The sequence below is a fragment of the Bilophila wadsworthia ATCC 49260 genome (genome assembly GCF_000701705.1).
Classification (GTDB): Bacteria; Desulfobacterota; Desulfovibrionia; order Desulfovibrionales; family Desulfovibrionaceae; genus Bilophila; species Bilophila wadsworthia.
Window position 1 is genome coordinate 112,516 of the sequence record NZ_JNJP01000002.1, and the last position, 20,533, is coordinate 133,048.

The window sequence follows — 20,533 nt, forward strand, 5'->3', positions numbered from 1 at the left end:
CAGTCTGTATTATTTCTTCAGATCGGGAGGCTTTTTCATGAGTAACCGCAGGACACAGACCATGGACGGCAACACCGCTGCCGCCTATATCTCCTATCCTTTCACGGAAGTTGCCGCCATTTTTCCCATCACCCCCTCTTCTCCCATGGCGGAACTCACAGATGCGTGGGCGGCTCAGGGCAAGAAAAACCTTTTCGGAGCCCCTGTGCGCGTGGTCGAGATGCAGTCCGAAGGCGGCGCGGCAGGAGCTCTGCACGGCTCCCTGCAAGGCGGCGCTCTCACCACCACCTACACGGCCTCGCAGGGGCTCCTGCTGATGATCCCCAACATGTACAAGATAGCCGGCGAACTCCTGCCCGCAGTCTTCCATGTGAGCGCGCGCTCCCTCGCCTCCAACTCCCTGAGCATCTTCGGCGACCATCAGGACGTGATGGCCACCCGCCAGACCGGCTTCGCCATGCTGGCCTCCAGCTCCGTGCAGGACGTCATGAACCTCGGCGCCGTGGCCCACCTTTCCGCCATTGAGGCGCGCCTGCCCTTCATCCACTTCTTCGACGGGTTCCGTACCTCCCACGAAATCCAGAAGATCGAACTCCTTGAGCAGGAAGAACTTGCCGACATGCTCGACTGGGAAGCCGTGGAAGCTTTCCGCCACCGCGCCCTGAACCCCGACCATCCCCAGCTGCGCGGCATGACCCACAACCCCGACGTGTTCTTCCAGCTGCGTGAAGCGGTGAACCCCTTCGTGGACGCCCTGCCCGGCATCGTCCGGAAGTACATGGACAAAATCAACGCCATCACCGGCAAGGACTACAAGTTCTTCAACTATTACGGCCATCCCGAAGCGGATCGCCTCATCGTCGTCATGGGCTCCGGCGCCTCCGTGGTGGAAGAGACCATCGACGAGCTTATGCGCCGCGGCGAGAAGGTCGGCATGGTCAACGTGCGCCTGTACCGCCCCTTCCTGCCGGAAAAGCTGCTGGAAGCCGTCCCCGCCTCCGTGAAGCGCATCGCCGTGCTCGACCGCACCAAGGAGCCCGGCGCCTGCGACCCCCTGTGCCTCGACGTGCGCAACGCCTATGCCTCCAAAGCCGATGCCCCCGCGATATATGCCGGTCGTTACGGCCTCGCCTCCAAGGACTTCACCCCCGCCCAGATCCTTGCTGTCTTCGATAACCTGGCCGTCGAACAGCCCCGCGACAACTTCACCGTGGGCATCATCGACGACGTGACCCACACATCCCTCGAAGTGAAGGACTTCCACGTGGTGGCCGAAGGCCAGACCGCCTGCAAGTTCTGGGGATTCGGCTCCGACGGCACCGTCGGCGCGAACAAGCTGGCCGTGAAGATCATAGGCGACCACACCGACCTGTATTCTCAGGCCTATTTCGCCTACGACTCCCGCAAGTCCGGCGGCGTCACCATATCGCACCTGCGTTTCGGCAGCCGGCCCATCCGCTCTTCCTATCTTATCGACTATGCCGACTTCATCGCCTGCCACAACCAGTCCTATGTGGACAAGTACGACCTGCTGCGGGGCATCAAGGAGGGCGGCGTCTTCCTGCTGAACTGCATGTGGAAGGACGGGGATCTGGAAAAACATCTGCCTGCTTCCCTGCGCCGCACCATCGCCCGCAAGAAGATCCGCTTCTACACGCTCAACGCCGTGGATATCGCCATGAGCCTCGGCCTCGGCGGACGCATCAATATGCTCATGCAGGCCGCCTTCTTCAAGCTGGCCGGCATCATACCCCTCGATGACGCCGTCGCCTACCTGAACGAAGCCATCGTCAAGACCTACGGCAGGAAGGGACATGCCGTCGTCGACATGAACCAGGAAGCCGTGCGCCAGGGCATCGCCATGCTGCACGAAGTGGCCGTGCCCGCCGCATGGGCCGACGCCGAGGAAGACGCCCCCGCCCCCTGCGGCGGACGCCCCGACTTCGTCCGCAACATCGTGGACGTGATGAACCGTCAGGAAGGCGACGAGCTGCCCGTGAGCGCCTTCCTCGGTTACGAAGACGGCACGTGGCCTGTGGGCATCACGGCCTTTGAAAAGCGCGGTGCCGCCATCATGGTACCCGTTTGGGATGCCGAAAAGTGCGTCCAGTGCAACAAGTGCGCCTTCGCCTGCCCCCATGCCGCCATCCGTCCGCGCCTGCTCAGTGCCGAGGAAGCCGTCGCCGCGCCAGCGTCCATCGAGCATCGTCCCTGCCGTATCCAGAAGGGCTTCGAATTCCACATGGCCATTTCCGTCCTTGACTGCACCGGCTGCGGAGTGTGCGTGGGCCAGTGCCCGGCCAAGGAAAAGGCCCTGACCATGACCAAACTGGAAAACGTGATGCCCGAGGGGGCCCGGAAGTGGGACTACGCCGAAAAGAACATCACCTACAAGAAGCCAACTCAGGGTAAGCTCAACGTCGCCAACAGCCAGTACCTGCGCCCGCTCAACGAATTTTCCGGAGCCTGCGCCGGCTGCGGCGAAACGCCCTATGCCAAGCTCGTCACCCAACTCTTCGGCGACCGCATGATGCTCTCCAACTCCGCCGGCTGTTCCACGGTGTGGGCAGCCGGTGCCCCCTCCGTGTCCTACACCACCGACGAGAACGGCCACGGCCCGGCGTGGGGCTTCTCGCTCTTTGAAGACAACGCCGAATACGGCTTCGGCATGTTCCTCGGCGTAGCGCAGATCCGCGCCACCCTCGCCCTGAAGATGAGGGTTCTGCTGGAAGGCGGGGATATCAGCGCCGCTCTCCGTTCCATTATGGAAGAATGGCTGGAAGGCAAGGATCTCGGCGAAGGCACCCGCGAAAGGGCCGCCGCCCTCACCGCCGCCCTCGACGAAGCTCTGGCGGAAAAGGATGACGCCGAACTCAAGGCCCTCCGCGAGAAAAGCGACTTCTTCGTCAAGCGTTCGCACTGGATCTTCGGCGGCGACGGCTGGGCCTACGATATCGGCTACGGCGGGCTCGACCACGTGCTGGCCAGCGGCGAAGACATCAACGTCCTCGTCTTCGACACCGAAGTCTATTCCAACACCGGCGGCCAGTCTTCCAAGGCCACGCCCACCGGGGCTGTGGCGCAGTTCGCCGCCAACGGCAAGATGAGCCGCAAGAAAGATCTGGGCCTCATGGCCATGAGCTACGGCAACGTGTACGTGGCGCAGATCGCCATGGGCTCCAGCCAGGAACAGACCCTCAAGGCCATCTCCGAAGCGGAAGCCTATCCCGGCCCTTCCCTCATCATCGCCTATTCCCCATGCCTGAACCACGGCATCAAGGGCGGCCTCGGCAACAGCCAGATGCAGGCCAAGCGTGCTGTGGAAGCCGGCTACTGGTCGCTGTACCATTATGATCCCCGCCGTATCGGACAGGGCGAGAATCCGTTCGTGCTCGATTCCAAGGAGCCTTCCAACGGCTTCAGGGAATTCTTGCTGTCCGAAGTGCGCTATTCCTCCCTCAAGCGCCAGTTCCCCGAACGTGCGGAGATGCTGTACGAAAAGGCCGAAGCAGATGCTAAAGCCCGCCGCAGCAACTACACGCGTCTCGCCAACAAGTAAGCAGGACGCATAATATCAGGAAGACGCTGGAGGAATTTCTCCGGCGTCTTTTTTCGCCCCAATCCGGCCGGGGCTCTTTGAGAATATTCGTCTAGGTGCTAGAGATCATTTCAAAACGTTTCTGAGCAGGAGCATGGCACAACCCTGCTGAGTAAAACCAAGGCACATCATGCAGAACCGTTCAAAAGGAGTCGCCAAACGACGAAAGTTGTTCAGCCAAGAGAAAAACCGTTCCACCTTCCAGCGATTCATAGACAGATCGCTATGAAAAGACCTTGGCCGCCTCCCTTCTTTGGGCTTTCTTTCGTTCAAGGATGCTATGCTGTATACCTCACATGGACAGATACTAACGACACATGCGGCTGTCCCCCTTGTCTGCGCAAGCCCCCACGGACGTCAGCGCAAACAACCTATCCGGATGCTTCCCACAACCGCGATAGCGCGAGTAACATCGTGATATCGCCCGCCGGAAAGCATTCCGCCAGCGGCGAGGCGCGTTACTCGGGACATTCAAGGAAGCTGAAACGGATTCCCCCGCCATAGGCATACGCGGCCTTCCGGCGCTGCACCGCCGCCCTTGATCCGCACGCCATTGCTGACGCCTGCCGAAACCTGCTTGAAGAAGCCGTGCACCTCCGTCCGTTCCTTCATGGCTGTTGGTATGGACGGCTTCGACAGGTTGTTGGAAAAACTCCAACCCCACCTTGCCAAGTTCCAGACCCAAGCCTGACGCCCCGGACACCGGGTATGCTTACATTTTTGTGAAACATACCGGCTCATCTTCCGGCATGTGTCCTTCGCCTCCGAAAAATTGATTGACAACCCAAACAGCTCGCGCGTATCTAACGCGGAGATACAGGAGCCATTCATGATCATTTCCGCCACGCTGCACACCCTCTTTTCCGCCGATGCCGAAGGGCATTTCGGTTTCTATTACTTTATGCGGAAAAGCGGCTCGCTCCGCGCCTGACGGTATGGATCAAGCGCAGAAGTGAAGGCCGCGGGCGAACAGTCCGCGGCTTTTTTATTACAAGAACGGAAAATGCCCGCCTCCCTTCCCAAAGGGAAGTGGCTTAGGCGAAAATGGCGGAACGTGCCGGAGAGAGCGAAGTGGCCGGGGGGAACGTCCCCCGCAGGACGGCGCAAAACCGGAAAACGGATTCGCGGGATTGTACAACAGGGGAACGCCCCGGCCAGTCACCGGGGCACCGCACAGACGAGGGGGAAACATGAACGGCAACGATGCAAAGGAACAGGCCGCCAACACGGCGCACGTGCACGCCGTGGAGCAGGCCGCGGCGCAAGCGCTGGTAGAGGAAAAAGAAAGCGAATCACGCTTCCGGCATTACGGTAAAGGCCCGTGGGCAGCGGCCATCTCCGCACTGGCGGTGGTCTTCTCGTTGTTCCAAATGTACGCGTCCACCTTTTCGGCCTTCGACGCCATGACCCTGCGCTCGTGGCACATCATTTTCCTGTTGGTGCTCTCCTTCCTCATGTATCCGGCATGGAAGGGCGAACGCCGCAGCCGTACCCGCCCCACCCTGTTCGATGCCCTGTGTATCGCTGCGGGGCTGTTCTCGTTCGGCTATCTCATCCTCAATTATACGGAAATCACCTTGCGCGGCGGCTATTTCCTGCCCGTCGACTACTTCGTGGCCTCCGTCGGCGTGATCATCTGCTTTGAAATGGCCCGGCGCGTGGTCGGCAGCCTTGCGGCGCTGGCGGGCGTGTTTTTCCTCTACAACTTCGCCGGGGAATGGATTCCCGGCGCGTTCGGGCATACCGGGTTTTCGTGGGACCGTGTCGTCGAGCACATGTTCTGGGGCAGCCAAGGGCTCCTCGGCGTGGGCGTCGGCGTGTCCGCCACCTACATTTTCCTGTTCGTGCTCTTCGGAGCCTTCCTGAAATACAGCGGATTCAGCGATTTTATCAATGATCTCGCGCTCACCCTCGTAGGGCGCACGGCTGGCGGCCCCGCCAAGGTTTCCGTGGTGGCCAGCGCGCTCATGGGCATGATCAACGGCAGCGCCCTCGCCAACGTCGCCACTACCGGGGCGATCACCATCCCGCTCATGAAAAAGACCGGGTACAAGCCCGAATTCGCCGCCGCCGTCGAGGCAGTCGCCTCCACCGGGGGACAGTTCGCACCGCCCATCATGGGCGCGGTGGGCTTCATCATGGCCGAATTCCTCGGCGTCCCGTATACCAAGGTCATGCTCGCAGCGGCGATCCCGGCGTTCCTGTATTATCTCACGCTGCTCATGGCGGTGCACTTCGAGGCCCGCAAGCTCGGCCTCAAGGGGCTTTCCCCCGAGCACATCCCGGCGGCGGGCAAAGTCCTGCGCGAACGCGGGCATCTGTTCATCCCGCTGATCGTGCTGCTCTGGCTGATGTTCGACGGCTACACCCCCCTGTTCGCGGCGGCGGCTTCCATCTTCGCCACCGTCGGGGCTACATGGCTGCCTTCCCTCATCGGGCTGCTGCGGACGAAAACAGCCCGCACCTTCGCCTTCGTCCTGCTGCTTGCCGTCCTCGGAGGTCTGGCCCTCTCTGGGCTCCTCAGCCTTGGCGCGGCGATCCTCACAGCTCTGTGCGTGCTCGCTTCCGCGTGGTGTTCGGCTCGGTACCGCATGACTCCCCGCGTGGTGGTCCAAGCGCTCGACGAAGGCGCGCGCGGCGCGGTGGGCGTGGGCGCGGCCTGCGTGATCATCGGCATCATCATCGGCACGGTATCCCTCACCGGACTCGGCCTGACCTTCGGGTACGAGGTACTCAAGTACGTGGGCGAAGGCCAGCTCTACCTCGGCGGCCTGTTCGTCATGATCATGAGCACCATCCTCGGCATGGGCGTGCCCGGCGTGGCGGCCTATGTCATCGTTGCGGCCGTGGCGGTCCCGGTGCTCACGGGCGTGGGCGTGATGCCGATGGCGGCGCACATGTTCTGCTTGTTCTACGCCTGCCTCTCCAACATCACGCCGCCGGTCGCCATGTCGTCCTATGTGGCGGCGGGCATTGCGCATTCGGATCAGACCCGCACGTCCCTCATTGCGGTAAAGCTCGGCCTGACCGGATTCATCCTGCCCTTCTTTTTCCTGAACAACCCACTCCTGCTGTACAGCTCGGCCAATCCGGCTCTGGCGACGCTGTGGGCGTTCGCCACGGCCTGTCTCGGGGTGAGCGCGCTGGCCGCCGGGTTGCAGGGCTGGCTGTTCGGGCCCTGTAATTCCGTCATGCGCGGCCTGCTGCTTGTGGCGGCCTTTCTCGCCATCGATCCCGGCCTCAAGACGGACCTTGCAGCGCTCGCCCTGTGCGCCGTGGCAGGGGTGTGGAGTTGGAAGGAGAGAGGGAAGGGGTAGGGATTAGTGGGAATTGGAGGGGAGGCGGCGCGAAGGGAGTCCCTGTCGCCTCATAGAAAAGCTGGAATGAAAAAACCTGTCAGATGAAGGTGTAGGCGGGGATGGGAAAGTTATGGAAAGAGCCGGGTGGGAAGTCTTCCGTGCCGAGAGGAGCCGGAGCTTTATGGATATCCCGATAACAAATGCAACATGCAAAACGAGGAGAACGTCATGAAAAAATGGTCCATGTTTTTGGCTGCTGCGGCGTGCGCGTGCGTATTGGCCTCGCCCCTTCAAGCTGCGGAGCGCAAGAAAGTGAATATCAGCTTTCCCACGGCGGCGACGACCGGGGCGTTGTACCCCCTCGGCGCGGGCATCGCCAATTTGTGGAATACCAAGCTTGGTTATGTGAACGCGCGGGTGCAGGCCTCCAACGGCGGCATTCAGAACCTCAACCTGCTCAAAGCCGGGAACGCGCAGGTTTCATTCGCCGTGTCGAGCATTACCTATGAGGCGCTCAACGGCGAACGCGGGTTCAAGGACCGCGCCTACAAGGACGTCCGCGTATTGGCGGGCCTGTACTATAACCCGAACCAGGTCGTGGCCCGTACCGACAGCGGCGTGGCTTCGCTGGCGGACTTCAAGGGCAAAAGTTTCGCGCCGGGCGCGGCGGGCGGTACGACCGAAGTGGAATCCCGCATCCACTTCACCGAAACGGGGCTCAAGTATCCCGACGACATCAAAGCCCATTTCGTGGGCTTCACCGAATCCATCGACCTGATGCGCAACAAGCAGCTTGACGGCGTATGGATCATGGCCGGGATGCCCACCGCCGCCGTCACGGAAATGTGCTCCACCGCCAACGGCAAGCTCGTGGGCATGGACGACGAGCTGATCGCCAAGGTACAGGCGAAGTATCCGTGGTATTCCAAATTCACCATTCCGGCGGGAACCTATGACGGGCAGACCGAACCCGTCCAGACCACGGCCGTCAAGATGCTTCTCCTCACCGATGCTTCCATGCCCGACGATGTGGTGTATGATCTTGCCAAAACCTTCTGGGAAAACCTTGATTCTCTCGGCAAGGCCCATGCCGTCATGAAAACCGTCACCAAGGAAATGGCCGTCAGCGATCTTTCCGGCATCCCGCTCCATCCCGGCGCTGAAAAGTACTACCGCGAAATCGGGTTGCTGAAATAAAACTCCCATCCGCGTTTTCCGGGAGGTATCTTCCGTATCCGCACCATCCCCGTTCTTCGCACACCAACACGAAATGGGGCCTCCAAACGGATAGAAGCAACCACCGAAGGCTACAAAAAACATGGAAAGGAAGGCTCCACCGTGTTCCCTGCATGAGCGGAAACGCGGAAATAAGGAAGAAAACCTTTCCTCCAATAAGAGAGGCACCCGATCCGAGGGATCGGGTGCCTCTCTTATTGCTCTTTCCAACGACTTTCCTCATATCCCCTCAATGTTCGCCAACGCCAAAACGTTCAACGCCCTGCCTCAACACGAGAAATCAAGGGAAAAAAACCATCAGGGGATTCAATAAAAGGGGAAGAGTTTAGAGGGATGAGGGGGGTCCGGGGAGGGGGAAGGGAACCTTTAAAAAGGTTCCCTTCCCCCTCCCCCGCTTCTCTCTTCGTTACGCCCCGCGCGCGGCAAGCTCACGCTTAAGGGCGCGGGCGAGCTGATCAGGGCAGGACGTGGGCTTGCTGCCGCACTGGATCCCTTCAAGCCGGGAAATGACGGCTTCGGCGGGAAGCCCTTCAGCAAGGCGGGCGACGGCTTCAAGGTTGCCGGGGCAACCGCCCGCGAAACGGATGCCGGTCACGCGGCCGTCATCGGTGATATCATACTGGAGCGCGCTGGAACACACGCCCATAAGTGGAGCAATAGCCATGAAAACAAATCCTTATACAATCAAAATGTGACCAGAAAACGCGGAACCGCGGGTCCCGCAATCCCGATATCCCGAACCGGGAAACCCCGCAACAAAAGACCATCCCGCAAAACGCCGGGACAAGGGCCTTAGCTGCGGAAAAGATCGGAGAGCGTGTTAATCGTCATCGCGGTCATCGTCGCGGCGATCATCCTGGGAACGGGAGTTCCTTGGCATACGCGACGGATTGGAATCCCGGCCGATTTCCCCGCCATTCCAGCGGAAGCCGTATTGCCGCGGCTGCACGATGCGCCCAAACGAATGCCCGACACTGTCCACGGACTTGACCAGGTCGTCAAGGTTCTCCAGCGCTTCCGAAGCATCTTCCAGCGGTTCTGCGGCATGAGCCGGATACGCGTACAGAACGCCGAGGACGGCCAGAGCGGGAAGCCATTTTACAAACACGGTAAACTCCTTGTTCGGTTGCACGGCACAGAGAGCGCCGGTCAGCAGCATACTCCAAAACGGGCCGGGGGAAAACAGGGCGGAAAAGAAAGCTGCTTTATCAACAAGAACACTATGATAGCGTCAAAAGGGAAGGGTACGTGCGGGAACTTTGCGGCATGAGGCGGGACATGCCGGGGGCGAAGGCGGGCAAGCCGCTTCTGTGAAAGCAGTCGGCGCAATGGGCAAATGCGGATATTGCGCCCAAGAACGCAACAGTGCGTAACAGCCCCAAATTGGTGCTGGAACACGGAAAACCCACCCAATAGCACCCTTGACCCAAAATCGATTTTGCGGGAACACGGAATGGGCGTTTTTACGCATGACATGATACGAGGTGCGATATGGCTCATCATTATTCCAATTCCCTTTATGACCGCCTTGCGGATCGGCTGAACCAGTTCCCGCAGGGCGCGCCGCTTTCCGACAGCCTCTTTGCCATTCTGAAAATCCTCTTTTCCGAAAAAGAAGCCGGGCTGGTGGCGCAGCTGCCCATCAAACCCTTCACCGTAGACCGCGCCGCCGCAATCTGGAAACTCGACAAGGCCACCGCCCAGAATATGTTGGAAGACCTGGCGGGACGGGCCATGCTGCTCGACATGGAGCAAAACGGCCAGCAGATGTTCTGCTTGCCCCCGCCGATGGCCGGGTTCTTTGAATTTTCCATGATGCGCGTGCGCGGCGATGTCAACCAAAAAGCGCTGGCGGAACTGTATTACCAGTATCTCAATGTCGAAGAGGATTTCGTCAAGGCGCTGTTCGTCGAGAACGGGACGCCGCTTGGCCGCATCTTCGTACAGGAAGCCGCGCTCCCGCAGGACGGCAAGCTCGAGGTCCTCGATTACGAGCGCGCTTCACACATCATCAAGACGGCCTCGCACATCGGCGTCAGCATGTGCTACTGCCGCCATAAAATGCAGCATCTCGGGCGGGCGTGTGATGCCCCAATGGACATCTGCATGACCTTCAACACCTCGGCCCGCTCGCTCATCAAATACGGCCACGCCCGACAGGTGGACGCCGCCGAGTGCCTTGATCTGCTCGCCGTGGCGCAGGGGCACAACCTCGTCCAGTTTGGCGAAAACGCCCGTGAAGGCGTGAACTTCATCTGCAACTGCTGCGGGTGCTGTTGCGAGGCACTGCTGGCGATCAAGCGGTTCGCCATCGCCCGGACCATCCATTCCAACTTCATCGCCCGCGCCGGGAACGATTGCCGGGGGTGCGGCAAGTGTGAAAAGGTCTGTCCGGTCAATGCGATCCACATGGAAGACGGTCCGGCCGGCAAGCGCTTCGCTTTCGTCGATCCCGAGCGCTGCATCGGGTGCGGCGTGTGCGTGCGTTCCTGTGCCTTCGGCCAGCTTACGCTCGAAGCCCGGCCCGAACGCGCCATCACCCCCCTCAATACCGTGAACCGCGTGGTCGCCATGGCCGCCGAACGGGGCATGATCAAGGAACTTCTCGAAGACAACGACGCGATGGGCAATCATCGGATCATGGCGGCGGTCATCGGGGCGATCATGAAGCTTCCCGGCGCGCCGAGGGCGCTCGCCGTGGCGCAGCTCAAATCCCGCTATCTGGAAAACCTCATCGGCAAAATGGGATGACGGAAGCGAAAGCCCCAAAAGGCCAGCTAGCGATGGTTCGCAAAGCATCGCCCGCTGGCCTTTTCTTTTTCCTGGTTGCACGCGGCATCGGGAGTACCGCGCAAGCCTTGGACGCGGGATGGCCCCGCTCCCCCGCACGGCGCGGCTTTTCCGGCAACCCCGATACACTTTGTTACATTCCGCTGCATTCGGCACATCCTCATGAAACATTCCACGGGTAGTTTCGCTTCCACAGGGCAACGAGCCCTAAAGGAGCAACTACCATGTTGAAGCATACATCTTTGATCGTCGCCGGGGCTCTCGTCCTCGGAATGGGGATTTCCACCGCCTCTTTCGCTGAAATGCCTTCTCTGGACAGCCAGTCCTACACGTGGCCCGGTTCCACCATCAACACCAGCAGCGATACCGACAAGATCGCGCCCGATCCGAAGACCGGCAAGCGGCCCGGCATCCTTGACTGGGAGGGCATGGGTGCCGATGTGTCGAGGCATCCCGACAAGCCCGGCCATGATCCCAAGAACTGCGGCATCTGCCAGTAGCCCTTTCCGGGGGAAAATGCCGTCCTCCGGGAAAGTTCCCCGCGTCCCCTCGGTCGTAACGGGCCATCCTCAAGGGGGGGCGCTGAGGAACCCCTCACCTCCGGACGGGCCGAAGACAAGGCATCTCCGGTTCCGTCCAAGAGGAATCTTTCTTTTTGCCTGCAAATGGAGCATGATCGGATTGCCCCGGACAGGGCCATCCGGCGACACGGCCACCGTTGGCGGATCGGAAGGCCCGGCGGGATGGGAGGTAAACCGTGCCAGACCAAACACGCCTTCTCGTCGTTGACGACGACGCGGACATCCGTGAACTGCTCTCCGCCTACCTCGCCCGTTACGACATGACCGTCGAAACCGCGGCGGACGGCGCGGGGCTTTTCGAAAAGCTCGATCATGCCCACTTCGATCTCATCATTCTCGACATCATGCTCCCCGGCGAAGACGGCCTCAGCTTGTGCCGCCGCCTTCGGGGAACCTCGGCGATCCCGGTCATTTTCCTGACCTCGCTGGACAGCTCCACGGATCGGGTCGTCGGGCTTGAACTCGGCGCGGACGACTATGTGGTCAAACCGTTCGATCCCCGCGAACTGCTCGCCCGCATTCGCACGGTCCTCCGCCGCGCTTCCGACAAGGGGCAGGCCGCGGCGCAGTCAGATATACGCCGTTTCGCCGGATGGACCCTCAACGTCCGCTCCCGCGAGCTTTCGCAGGGTGACGAGCGGATTGCCCTCAGCGACGCGATGTACCGGCTGCTGCTCGTGTTCCTTGACGAGCCGTTCGCCGTATTGAGCCGCGAGTATCTGTTGCGGCAAACGCAGGGGCGCGACGCCGATGTATTCGATCGCAGCGTCGACATACAGGTGAGCCGACTGCGCGGGGTGCTCAAGGATACGGGCACGTCCAAAATCATCAAGACCGTACGCGGCGGCGGGTACATGCTTTCCGTCGACGTGGAGCACGACGCGTGAACCTTGACCGCCTGCTTCCGAAAACCTCCTTCGGACGCTTTTTCCTGATCAACGTGATCAGCCTCGCGCTGTTCTGGCTGCTCATCCAGCCCATGGCCAACTACTGGCGCAACCAGGCCCTGTTCCGCATGGTGGCCTCGAACGAAAGCCGCCTCTTCCTCACCCATATCCGCCTGCTGGACAAACTGCCCACGATTGCCGAGCGCAACGGGCTGTTCAATCCGAATGACGACGTATTCTCGATCCGGGTTTCGCACTTGCCGCCGGATATGCCGCGGGACGGCTCGAACTGCTCGCAGAGCCTGCGGAGACGCCTCGAGCGGGCATTCAAGCAGGAAAACATCCGGTATACGGACCTCCTGACCCGGATCGTGGTGTCACATGCACCGATCACGGTCATGGGCAGTGAAGAAAAGTACAGCGATCTCGAAACGTTTTTGACGCACCACTATATGCAGGCCGAAATCGCCCTGCGCAGGCCCGACGGGATCTGGATTTACGCCAAGCACCAGATAGAAATCATGCCGCAAAACCGGCTGTGGCTGAATACGGCGGCGCTGGCGATAGAATTCCTTCTGGTCATGAGCGGGGTGGCCTTGGCGCTGAACTGGCTGCTGCGGCCCTTGCGCAAGCTGGTGGCGGCAACCGACCGCTTCGGCAGGACGCAGGAGATCACGCCGCTGCGGACGGATTCCGGGCCCGTGGAAGTACGCGAGGCCGCATCCGCGTTCAACAGGATGTTTTCGAGTATTCAGCGATCATTCGAGGAACGGGAACGCTTCCTGACGTCGTTTTCGCATGACCTGCGCACCCCGTTGACCCGGCTGCGGTTGCGGCTCGAACAGGTGGCACAGGACGATCTGCGGGAAAAGCTGTGCGCCGACGTGGACGATTTGACCGATACGCTGAACCGTACGATTACGTTTTTGCGGAGCGCGCGGAGCATTGAAGACGTCCGGCGGCCGATTGCGGTGATGCCGCTGCTGGAAGCTCTGGTGGAGGACAGGCAGGGCATTGGGGAGCAGGTAACGCTGAACGGGAACACGGCCGCCGTGCTTTTAAGCTGGAACCGGTTGCGGAGCGCCTTTGAAAATGTCGTGGACAACGCGCTGCGCTATGGGGATTGCGCCGACATTGAGGTCCACCACGAAAGAGACTCCGAAGGCAGGGAGTGGCTGTACATCGACTTCCGGGACAACGGGCCGGGCATCCCCGAAGAAAAGCTTGAATTCGTATTGGAGCCGTATGTGCGACTGGAGACATCGCGTAACCGGAAAACAGGCGGGCATGGGCTTGGGTTGTCCATCGTGCGCAACCTCGTGGAAGCGAGCGGAGGCAGGGTGCTCCTCATGAACCGCCCGGAAGGGGGGCTTCTGGTCAGGATGCTGTTCCCGCTCTAGCCACGCCGGGCGCCCTTCATGGGTGAACCCGCGGGAAAAACCAAGGGCATTGGCCCCATATTCGGCCTTCCGGCCGTCTTTTGCCTGCTTTCATAAAAAAACACGGCCAGCCAAATTTTTTGGTGGGCTTTTTCTTTTTCAGGCACAAAAAAACGATATGCAACGAAAATAGCCCTGTTCGCTCAAAAGTTTCTAGACCTTTCCGGCAATCGGGCCTACTCTAAAAAGGAGTCTATCCTATCTCAACATCAACCGCCTTTACCCATGCCAGACACCACCGCTTACAATTTAAGCAGGACAGGCACCATCTCTTCTTTGTTTTTTAAAAACTTGTGGGTGCTCTTTTCCGCTATCTTCGTCGTCAGTCTGATCGGGACTCTGTTCACGACGTATTTGTTCATGAAAAGCACCGCGGTGGAATCCACACGCTTCCTTGCCGACGATCTGACTTCCCAGCTGAACACGGTCTATTCACTGCTCGAAGGCATGAGCGAGCAGCCGCTGATCAAAGATACGTCCATCCCCGTGCAGGAACGCGCCGCATCCATGAAAACGTATGCGGACGCTTTCGGCTTCTGGATGATCGGCGTCGTCGATCCCGACGGGACCATTTCGAGCACCTTGCGGCCCAAAACCGGCAAGGTGCAGCGCGGCTACATCCCCCGCATCATGGCTTCTGGAAAACGGGAAATCAGCGATCCGTTCCCCGCCGGGGCCACCGGGGACATGACCTACAGCCAGTTTATGCCCATCAAGAAAGACGGCAAGGTCGTCAGCATCTGTTTCGTCACCACGCCCCTTTCCCTGCTCAGTGAACGCGTTACCCGCCGCGACCATACGGGAAACGGCTACTACCTGATGCTCAGCAGCACCGGTTCCCTCATCGCGCATCCCAATCCCGCAATGAGCCTTACGCACATCAGGGATCACGTCGCGGGCGAACGGTTCCTCTACGGCAGCAGCCGGGAAACCTTCCTCCGCGACATCAAAAGCGATCAGCCGGGGACGTTCATCAGCATTTTTAGGAATACGCTCTACTTCACGGCGTTCATGAACATACCCGAAACAGGCTGGACGCTCATCCACCGGGTCAAAATCCTGCCGACGGTCAAGTACATGCTGCTGGCCTTTTTCACACAGACGCTGCTGTACACCCTGCTGTTCGTGGTGCTCTATCGCTACGGGCGTACCGCCATTTCGCAGGAACTCAGGCCGGTGGACAACATCCTGCGGCAAGTCGAAGAGCTGAACAGAAGCGTCAATGCCGCCGACAGCATCACGGAAGAGGATGTGTTCAACATCATCAACATCAGCCGCAAAGGGTTGTACGACGCCCTTACCGGGCTGCCTACGCGCAACCTCTTCCGCCAGCGGGTCAACGACACCATCGAAAAGATGCCGGGCAGGCTATTCGGGGTCTTCATCCTCGACATGGACAACCTTAAGGCCATCAACGACCATCTCGGGCATGAGGCGGGCGATAAGGCCATCCGTAGCTTCGCCTCGACCCTCAAAGAATTCACGGAACGCCACTTCGGGCTGGCCTGCCGTTACGGGGGCGACGAATTCGTCCTGCTCATCCCGCTGGACACACCTTCCGATGCTTCCGCCCTAGCCCGGGAACTCCTCGAAACCCAGCACGGGAGCATCGTCGGGAACGATGTGGTTTATGCCTACGGTACGAGCATCGGGGTCAGTTTCTACCCGCTTTCCGGCACATTCGACGAAGCCCTCCACATGGCGGACACGGCTTTGTACTCCTCCAAACGAAGCGGCAAGGGAACGTTCACCTGCCTTCCCTCCCATGCGGAATGGCTTTAATCCCTTCCCTAGCCGGAATCGCCGCTTTCCCGTCCCGAAAGGCATCCTGCACAGCTTCCTGAAAAAATCCAGCGTCCGCACGCGCCTGCAAAGGGAATTCTCACTCCGTGGCCTGCCTCCGCGATGAGTGTTTTGCCCGCTCCAGAGATCGAAGGCCCCATATGCCTTCGGACACGGGAAAAGCCCCCGCCTTCGACGGCGCTGGGCGGGGACGGCTCCCGATGGGAAAGCTTCGCGGGCACAGTCCCGGGTGGTGGAAAACGCCTCGGGCCGCCGGGCCATCCGAAAGCGCCGCCTCAACCCGCTCCGAGGGAAAAGGGCCGAAGGCGGGCCAGTTCCTCACGCAACCGCCCGTTTTCCTGCAGCAGCTTACGGTTTTCGGCGTAGAGTTGACGGTTTTCTACGGAAAGCTCCCGGCGCTCGGTGCGTTCCTCATCCAATTCCTTCAGCACCAGAGGGCACTGGCGGCAGCCACATCCTGAAGAAGGATATTCCTTTGATTGTTCGCGCATTACACCGCGCCCGAACAGCAACCACTCGGGAGAGACATCAAAAATGGTACATACATTAATGATAAACGCCAAATCTGGCATATTGGCGCCCCGTTCGTACCTCCCAAGCGTGGTGAGCGGCGTCCGCAGACGTGTGGCAAATTCGCTCTGTGTCATGGCGCCCCGTACGGCCTTCAGCCGTTCCTGCAATGATTCCATAGGCAGCGTGCATCCAAAGCCCGCAGCCCCTCTGCTTTTCTCCGGCAGGGCGCACCATCGGATCGTCGTTTCCGGATCCGGCCGGAAAATTCCATTTTTGATTGACAATAATCCAAAAATGGTTAATAAAGGGCGTGGGCGGTTGAGAAATGATGTGACAACAGAACTCTACCGAACCCCTACCAAATGATCAACGTACACCCCAAGGAGTGTGGCCGAACAGGACCCTCTCTTCTCCGCCTCAACAGTCTCCCCAACAGCGCCTGTACCCTTATCCGGGCAAGCGCGGCATGTTGTGCCTCCAGGTGTGTCGGCAATACATGAATATATATACAACCTATTCTGTATTTGCTCTTTAGCGCGGAGCATGTTAATTCCTGTCTGTCATGAAGAGACACACCTGTAAGGACGTTCAATGACAAGGCAAGTTCAGAATCCGTTGACTTGCGCCTCTCCTTCGGACGAGGTTTCTGAGGTTGCAGCCTCCTCTCAACGGCGTGATACAGCCCTGCAAAGGACCGCATCTTCACTTAATCTCTACAAGATCATTGGGGATAGCTCATCCGAAATCGTCTGGGAACAGGCCTCTGCGCCGAATGCAGACTGTATTTTTTCCGGTGATCCCCGCTTTGCCTGCGCCAACAAGTGCCTCACCGTCGAAGAAGCTTACGAAACGGTTCACCCCGACGATCAGCCGCTGCTCCGTTCCGACATTGATTCGCTCCATTCCGGAGAGCAAGACTCTTTTTCGCGCCGTATCCGCGCCCTTGGCTGCGACGGGAGCTGGATTCCCGTGGATGTCTGCGCCCGGAGCCTGCGCGACAACAATAGGACGCCCCTTTACCTTATCGGCGGCTTTAAGGGCATCTCCAACCTTCCTCCCGTCTCCTCCGCTATCGCGTCATCCCGCGATCCCCTCATATCCGACATTATCTGGGAACGTTTCGTTTCCGGGGGCGGCTTCGCCATTTCCGACGGTGTGGAACGCTTCCTCGGCCATCCGCGCCACCACTTCAGGAGCGTGGAGGACCTTGTCTGCCTGCTTCACCCCAGTGATCTTGCCATCGTCCACGAACGCATGAAAGCCGTGAGCAGCCTGACCGGATGCGACTGCCTCTCCGTCCGGATGCGCCATAATGACGGAACATGGCGGCAAGTCGAGGCTCGGGTGGTCGTCTTGCGCGGCCGGGCCGGTGAAGACAGGATCATCGGCGCACTCAAGGACATCACCCCCAAGGCCGTGCGGGATCTCCCGTCGCTCCAGCCCGCGCAGATTTCATCCTTGACGGGGTTGTACACACTCGAAGCCGGGCAAGCCATTATTGAAAAAAACCTTCTCACAGGCCTCAACCTGCAGGCTCTCATCCTCGTGGATTTCCGCAACCTCGACGAGATCGAGCAGCGCCACGGCAATCGCTGGAAGAACCTTTTTCTCCAGCACGCGGGGGCCATCCTCCGCAACCTCGCCCGCGAGAACGATGTTCCCATCCACTGCCGCGCCGGTTCGTTCATCCTGTTTGCGGATCAGTACGAGTCCTTCCGTGAGGTGACCGACCTCACCCGCAACCTCCAGCGGACGCTCGGAGCCGTCTGCGCGTTCGACGGCGAATCCGATTCCGTGGAATTTTCCATCGGCATCGCCGTCGCGCCCTATGATGCCCTCACTTTTTCCGGACTCGTAGACCGCGCCGCTCAGGCGTGCAGCCAGCGTTCGGGCGTCAACTTCTACGACAAACAGGCCGCCGATCGTTTCCGGCTTGACTCGGAGCTCCTCGAAGAGGAACGGCGCCGCGAAAAAGAGCAAATGCGCGAAGCCCTCCAGACCATCATGGATAACGTGGACGCCTACCTCTTCGTCGTCCACCCGTTCCGCCATGAGGTTCTGTTCGCCAACCGCCAAATCCGCAGCATCCGGCCCGAATGTGTGCCCGGTTCAGTCTGCTACCGTTCCTTTTTCCGTTTCGACAAGCCCTGCGTCGACTGTGCGATCCTCAAAGGGCGGGATTGCCTTATCGAAAAGGACGGCCAACAGATTTATCTCCAGCTCCGCCATAAAAAGATCCGGTGGCTCAACGATGAGATGGTCTACCTCGTCAGCGGCACCGACATCACCGAACGTATGCTCCATGCCCGCAAGCTTGAGCACATGGCCTATCACGATTCCCTACTCGACATCCCCAATCGGCAGGCCGCGCTCAGGAACCTCCAGCACATGCTGCGCGAGGGCAAGCGTTGTGCCGTCGTCCTGTTCGACATCAGCGATTTCACGCTGTTCAACGAAACCTTCGGCCACGCCAAGGGCGACCTGCTGCTCAAGGACGTGAGCCTGTCCATCGCCCGTTTCGTGCCTGAAGGCAGCCTCTACCGTTCCGGAGGGGACGACTTCCTTGTCCTGCTTTCCGGCGCTGACGGCCCGCAGGCCGAACGCCTCGCCCAGTCCGTCAGGAACTCCTTCCTGCGCGTGCTCACCATTGAGGATCTCGAATACACCTGCAACATCGACGCCGGGATCAGCATTTCACCCCAACACGGGACCAATCCAAGCACCCTCATCACCCATGCCGAGCTCGCCCTTGCCGAAGCCCGCAAGGAAGGCCGGGGCATCTACCAGTTCAACAAGGAACTCGATCAGATCCTCTCCCGCAAGAAGCTGCTCCAGATCCTTATCCGATCCGCCCTGGCCAACGGCGACTTTGAGGTGCATTTCCAGCCGGTCTTCGAGATCAGCACGGGCTTGTTCCGCAAGGCCGAGGCCCTGTTGCGTCTGCGGGACGCTGCGGGCAGCTTTATTTCACCCGCCGAGTTCATCCCTGTAGCCGAAGAGACCGGCCTCATCGTGGATGTCGGGTATCTTGTGCTCGATACCGTCTGCCGCCAGCTGTTGAGCATGGCGAGCGTAGCGGGGCTTCCTTTCCAGATCGCCGTGAACATTTCCGCCATCCAGCTTCTCCAGACCAATTTCGTCAGCAGGGTCGTGGAGATCATCCAGTATCACGGCATCAACCCGCAGCAGCTTGAATTTGAAATCACCGAGAGCGTGCTCATCAATTCCTTCGAGCAGGTCAAGGGCGTCATGCAGCAGCTGCGGGACAAGGGCATCCGGTTTGCGCTCGATGACTTCGGCACGGGCTACTCCAGCCTGAGCTATCTGACCCACCTTCCCATCAGTACCCTCAAGCTCGACCGCTCGTTCATCAGAAATCTCGAAACATCCGAAAGCAACCGGCAGGTATGCAAGGCCGTCATCGACATCGCCCGCCACTTCAATATGGCGATCGTCGCCGAAGGTGTTGAAAACGCGGAACAGTCTAAAATCATTTCAGAACTTGGAGCAACAAGCATACAGGGCTTCTACTATGCCCGGCCCCTGCCCGGCGGCCAGCTTGTTCCGTGGCTTTCGGAACATGAAGATCACGATATCCCAACGCCCGAAGAAGACAGGCCGAGAGAGAGAGAGAGAGAGAGAGAGAGAGAGAGAGAGAGAGAGAGAGAGAGAGAGCTCTGGACACAGCCAAAGCTGAATGGCCTGCGCTCCTGCCCCTCCGGGGGAAGCGATGAGGAGAGCGGGTCTTTTCACGCAGGCGAGAAAAGATACGTGATGCCGCACGGTTTTCAGGCTGGGCAAGTTCTCCCTGTTATAGTGGATGACGCGGTATCTTCCCTGCTTTCCGATCTAGAGCCCAGGGTTCAAATGGCAGATACGGAACTGCTGGGAAACTGCGGTATTTCCATGCATGATGGAGCGGTAAGCGGTCTTGTGGAGCCGTATCGGATCGATTGCCTCGCCGCTCTTCAAGATCACCGGGAAAGGCGACGCGATGCCGCCGTTGCGCAATCCGGCCCCTCAACAACTCCCACCTTGCTCTCTGCCCGTCCGGCGCTGTGCCCGGATGAAGGAACCGCCGAAAACAGCATCATATCCGGGCTCGGGCCTGAGCGAGAACCAGCCGCTTCCTGTATCCAATCCACCGATCGACTGCTCCCCTCTCCTGAAGGGAGCGCACCACCCTGCATTCCCCGGTTTCCGGGTTCTTCGGCTGTGCCTCCGGATCTGTCCTCACAACAGGGATATCCTCCCGACATGCAGCTTTTCCCACTGGATTTGAACAAAAAAGTTGTATTATCTTAAGATGCTAGAGAGAGAGAGAGAGAGAGAGAGAGAGAGAGAGCTGGACTCCGCCAAAACTGATCGGGGCACGGGCCGCCTTCCG

At 59.8% G+C, this 20,533-nt stretch carries 12 protein-coding genes; 9 read left to right on the forward strand and 3 right to left on the reverse strand.

The features are described from left to right. The first annotated feature begins 37 nt into the window (after positions 1–37). From nifJ to T370_RS0101725, 3 genes are all read left to right on the forward strand, one after another. A complete protein-coding gene (gene nifJ, locus T370_RS0101705; protein ID WP_029434525.1) occupies positions 38–3,559 on the forward strand; it encodes a pyruvate:ferredoxin (flavodoxin) oxidoreductase in 3,522 nt (1,173 codons plus the stop codon). Positions 3,560–4,788: 1,229 nt separating this feature from the next. After that, complete coding sequence (locus T370_RS0101720) at positions 4,789–6,915, forward strand: TRAP transporter permease (protein WP_005024004.1); 2,127 nt, start codon at positions 4,789–4,791, stop codon at positions 6,913–6,915. 210 nt (positions 6,916–7,125) lie between these two features. Then, complete coding sequence (locus T370_RS0101725) at positions 7,126–8,094, forward strand: TAXI family TRAP transporter solute-binding subunit (protein WP_029434527.1); 969 nt, start codon at positions 7,126–7,128, stop codon at positions 8,092–8,094. Between the two features lie 445 nt (positions 8,095–8,539). Here the strand turns inward: T370_RS0101725 and T370_RS0101730 are convergent, their stop codons facing one another. Both T370_RS0101730 and T370_RS0101735 read right to left on the reverse strand, forming a co-directional pair. Beyond that, positions 8,540–8,797: a TIGR03905 family TSCPD domain-containing protein gene (locus T370_RS0101730; protein ID WP_005023999.1), complete on the reverse strand. Its 258-nt coding sequence runs from the start codon at positions 8,795–8,797 to the stop codon at positions 8,540–8,542. A 156-nt stretch (positions 8,798–8,953) separates the two neighbouring features. Continuing rightward, positions 8,954–9,241 (reverse strand): hypothetical protein, encoded by a 288-nt coding sequence (locus tag T370_RS0101735; protein ID WP_005023997.1) that lies wholly within the window; start codon positions 9,239–9,241, stop codon positions 8,954–8,956. Positions 9,242–9,624: 383 nt separating this feature from the next. Between T370_RS0101735 and T370_RS0101740 the strand changes: the two genes are divergently transcribed. From T370_RS0101740 to T370_RS24045, 5 genes are all read left to right on the forward strand, one after another. Continuing rightward, entirely contained in the window at positions 9,625–10,884 is a 1,260-nt protein-coding gene (locus T370_RS0101740) for a 4Fe-4S dicluster domain-containing protein (RefSeq protein WP_005023995.1), read from the forward strand. Between the two features lie 263 nt (positions 10,885–11,147). Then, entirely contained in the window at positions 11,148–11,423 is a 276-nt protein-coding gene (locus tag T370_RS0101750) for a hypothetical protein (protein ID WP_005023993.1), read from the forward strand. A gap of 257 nt (positions 11,424–11,680) precedes the next feature. After that, positions 11,681–12,391: a response regulator gene (locus T370_RS0101755; RefSeq protein ID WP_005023991.1), complete on the forward strand. Its 711-nt coding sequence runs from the start codon at positions 11,681–11,683 to the stop codon at positions 12,389–12,391. Further along, positions 12,388–13,791 carry an ATP-binding protein gene (locus T370_RS0101760; RefSeq protein WP_029434529.1) on the forward strand — a complete coding sequence of 468 codons (1,404 nt, stop codon included), beginning with the start codon at positions 12,388–12,390 and terminating at the stop codon, positions 13,789–13,791. Before T370_RS0101755 ends, T370_RS0101760 begins: the two co-directional genes overlap by 4 nt. 399 nt (positions 13,792–14,190) lie before the next feature. Next, the gene (locus T370_RS24045; RefSeq protein WP_162177127.1) at positions 14,191–15,612 is read left to right on the forward strand and encodes a sensor domain-containing diguanylate cyclase; all 1,422 of its coding nucleotides are present in this window, start codon (positions 14,191–14,193) and stop codon (positions 15,610–15,612) included. Positions 15,613–15,908: 296 nt separating this feature from the next. Here the strand turns inward: T370_RS24045 and T370_RS0101770 are convergent, their stop codons facing one another. Beyond that, positions 15,909–16,280: a helix-turn-helix domain-containing protein gene (locus tag T370_RS0101770; protein WP_237911852.1), complete on the reverse strand. Its 372-nt coding sequence runs from the start codon at positions 16,278–16,280 to the stop codon at positions 15,909–15,911. A gap of 457 nt (positions 16,281–16,737) precedes the next feature. Between T370_RS0101770 and T370_RS0101775 the strand changes: the two genes are divergently transcribed. Beyond that, the gene (locus tag T370_RS0101775; RefSeq protein ID WP_029434531.1) at positions 16,738–20,451 is read left to right on the forward strand and encodes an EAL domain-containing protein; all 3,714 of its coding nucleotides are present in this window, start codon (positions 16,738–16,740) and stop codon (positions 20,449–20,451) included. Positions 20,452–20,533 lie beyond the last annotated feature (82 nt).

Excerpts from the sequence above, each read along its gene's own strand:
- nifJ (WP_029434525.1), top strand. The coding sequence starts at position 38 with ATGAGTAACCGCAGGACACAGACCATGGACGGCAACACCGCTGCCGCC.
- T370_RS0101720 (WP_005024004.1), top strand. The coding sequence starts at position 4,789 with ATGAACGGCAACGATGCAAAGGAACAGGCCGCCAACACGGCGCACGTG.
- T370_RS0101725 (WP_029434527.1), top strand. The coding sequence starts at position 7,126 with ATGAAAAAATGGTCCATGTTTTTGGCTGCTGCGGCGTGCGCGTGCGTA.
- T370_RS0101730 (WP_005023999.1), bottom strand. The coding sequence starts at position 8,797 with ATGGCTATTGCTCCACTTATGGGCGTGTGTTCCAGCGCGCTCCAGTAT.
- T370_RS0101740 (WP_005023995.1), top strand. The coding sequence starts at position 9,625 with ATGGCTCATCATTATTCCAATTCCCTTTATGACCGCCTTGCGGATCGG.
- T370_RS0101750 (WP_005023993.1), top strand. The coding sequence starts at position 11,148 with ATGTTGAAGCATACATCTTTGATCGTCGCCGGGGCTCTCGTCCTCGGA.
- T370_RS24045 (WP_162177127.1), top strand. The coding sequence starts at position 14,191 with ATGAAAAGCACCGCGGTGGAATCCACACGCTTCCTTGCCGACGATCTG.
- T370_RS0101770 (WP_237911852.1), bottom strand. The coding sequence starts at position 16,280 with ATGACACAGAGCGAATTTGCCACACGTCTGCGGACGCCGCTCACCACG.
- T370_RS0101775 (WP_029434531.1), top strand. The coding sequence starts at position 16,738 with ATGACAAGGCAAGTTCAGAATCCGTTGACTTGCGCCTCTCCTTCGGAC.